The organism is Algoriphagus oliviformis (genome assembly GCF_017254915.1).
Classification (GTDB): domain Bacteria; phylum Bacteroidota; class Bacteroidia; order Cytophagales; family Cyclobacteriaceae; genus Algoriphagus; species Algoriphagus oliviformis.
In genome coordinates this window covers 1-2,482 of record NZ_JAFKCT010000024.1, presented here as the reverse complement: position 1 = coordinate 2,482, position 2,482 = coordinate 1, and the positions used below count along the sequence as shown (strand labels likewise).

The window sequence follows — 2,482 nt, the reverse complement described above, 5'->3', positions numbered from 1 at the left end:
CTATCTTGGAGCAGGCGGCCTGGAGGAGGTTTTCTTTTTTTTCATGATTGAAACGGTTAAGAATGAATCAAAAAATTACCGCTTTTGGGCTGCTTATCGGAGAAACTACCGCAGGTTTAGTGCAACAGCGGTTTGGCGTAATGGCGGGTGCAGTGCTTCGTATAACAGTTTTGTGGTAGGTTCAAGTGCAGTTCTTCGATTGAATTTTTGTGCTAAAAATCCGCCACTACGCCAAGCCCTGTTCGTTACCAGCAATATGCGAAACTCAATATTCATATTTCTTATCCTAATTCTAACAACTCTGAACTCTTTTGCCTGTAGTTGTGTCGGAACGGAAACTATTAAACAAGCATTTAAACGCTCTGAGATTGTGTTTGTAGGTACAGTGGTTTCGAGTCAACCATATGAACAAAAGCAGGAACCTTTAGGAGGAGGATTTATCGACATCTACTACCACAACGAGGTAACTTTTGAAGTAACAGGGTGGTTTAAGGGAAAGTCAACAACCTCACAAATTATCTACACAGGAGTTGGAGGCGGAGACTGTGGATTCCATTTCGAAGTAGGTGAACAATATATTGTTTATGCAACCAAAGATGGAGTTTATATGGAACTCGGCAACTCAAAGATGCAAACGAACATTTGTGATCGAACGAACAAACTTTCAGAGTTGACTGAAGACCTAACTGAACTGGGAAAACTGCAAAAACGGAACAAGAAATAAAGCTGGTAACAGGCGATATGGCGAATGGCCAAACTGCATATCTGATACTTCAGTGCAACTTGACCGTGACCCTGCCCATTCTGCTGACTTGTGTGCTTCTAGCTACTTTCTACTTTCTGGATTTTGACTTGCAGAACGCAGTGCTTCGTAGATACCATTGTAGGTGTTGGGCAGTTTCACTATTTTACTGCTTTTTACAGACTGATGTGGCCACTCGCCATATCTGATCGTTGTGCGTCATTCCCCACATCGGGGCAGCCGATTAAATCCTCTAGCTAACGATAGATTGAAGAAAAAATATAAATTCCAGATTATTAGCGTGACGATTAAAAAATTTACCGTTAGTCAAGATTCCGCAAGCGACCGCACAAAGAGCAAAAAGCAGAAAATCGCTAACTTTGACGAATGAATGATATTTTTCCGTTTTATAGCATTGGACACTTTATTAATCAGCCGAAAAATCGGACTGAATTTGAAATATTGCGGTTTGACGAAATGGAAGAGCCCAATATTGACGACTTTCACAAACACAGTTTTTACGAAATTCTTTGGACTGAAAAAGGTAATAGCCGACAAATTATTGACTACAACGAATATGTAGTAAAGCCGAATAGTTTATTCTTCATTTCACCAAATCAGGTACATCACTTCGAAGAATGGAAGCTGTTAACAGGAGGGACAATTTTATTTACAGAAGATTTTTATTTACTCAACAGGACAAACAAAGATACTTTGTTTGAACTTAGCTTTTTAGATAACTTGTATTCAAGCCCTTGCATAGAATTTACCAAAAAGGAATTCGCTGAAATATTAGAATTGGTGCATCGAATAGAAGCTGAACAGAAACGTACTGACAAGAACCCTTCAATTGTTCAGGCTTATTTAAGCATTTTGCTTGCAGAGGTGCAGCGACATATTCAAACAAAAAAGGAAAAAAGTATTTCAAAAAAATACCTTATCCAGTTTAAGCAATTTAAGACCATTTTAGAAAAACATTTTGTAGAAAATAAAACTGCAAATTTTTATGCCGGGCAATTGCACATTACACCACATCACCTAAACCTAATTTGCAAGGAGATTGCGAATATGAAGGCAACCGAAATTATTAGGGCAAGGAGCATTTTGGAAGCCAAACGGCTATTGACATATAGCACCAAAACGATTTCAGAAATCGCTTTTGAACTGCATTATACGGATAGTTCATACTTTGCCAAAACCTTCAAAGCAATCACCAATCAGACACCTTTGGATTTCAAAAACGAAATGTCCGAAAAATACCGAACAAGGTAGGTTTAGTCATAACATCATAACCTAAGTTAACTGCAATTTTGCATTGTTAAATCATTCATTAAAAAAGTAACAATGACGAAATTCACAGTTCCCGCCAGAGGAGATGTATCTGAAAACAATCAAGCCATTTTTGATAATCTACAAAAGGGCTTAGGCTTTGTGCCAAATTTGTATGCTTATTATGCCAAGAACGAAACGGCATTGGGCGATTATCTTGCTTTGCAAAACCGAAAATCAACCTTAAAAGCCAAAGAACGGGAGGCAATTAATTTGGTGACAAGCCAAATCAACGGTTGTGCATATTGTCAGGCTGCGCACACAGCCTTGGGCAAAATGAACGGCTGAGCATTCCCCAAAAAACAGGACAGTAAATTAAGTTACGATTAACCCCTTAAATTTACTGTGATGACCACACGAAGAAAATTTACCTCGAAGTTCAAGACCAAGGTGGTTTTGGAATTGCTGAAA

The 2,482-nt window shown here is 38.6% G+C and carries 3 protein-coding genes; all 3 read left to right on the top strand.

What is annotated here, in order from left to right; genetic code table 11:
- The coding region (locus J0A68_RS22365) for a hypothetical protein (protein ID WP_206580488.1) at window positions 1-724 on the top strand (724 nt) is incomplete at its 5' end.
- A gap of 405 nt (window positions 725-1,129) precedes the next feature.
- Entirely contained in the window at window positions 1,130-2,014 is an 885-nt protein-coding gene (locus J0A68_RS22360; RefSeq protein ID WP_206580487.1) for an AraC family transcriptional regulator, read from the top strand.
- Window positions 2,015-2,086: 72 nt separating this feature from the next.
- On the top strand, window positions 2,087-2,359 hold the full coding sequence (locus J0A68_RS22355; protein WP_206580486.1) for a carboxymuconolactone decarboxylase family protein: 273 nt from the start codon (window positions 2,087-2,089) through the stop codon (window positions 2,357-2,359).
- The last annotated feature ends 123 nt before the right edge of the window (window positions 2,360-2,482 follow it).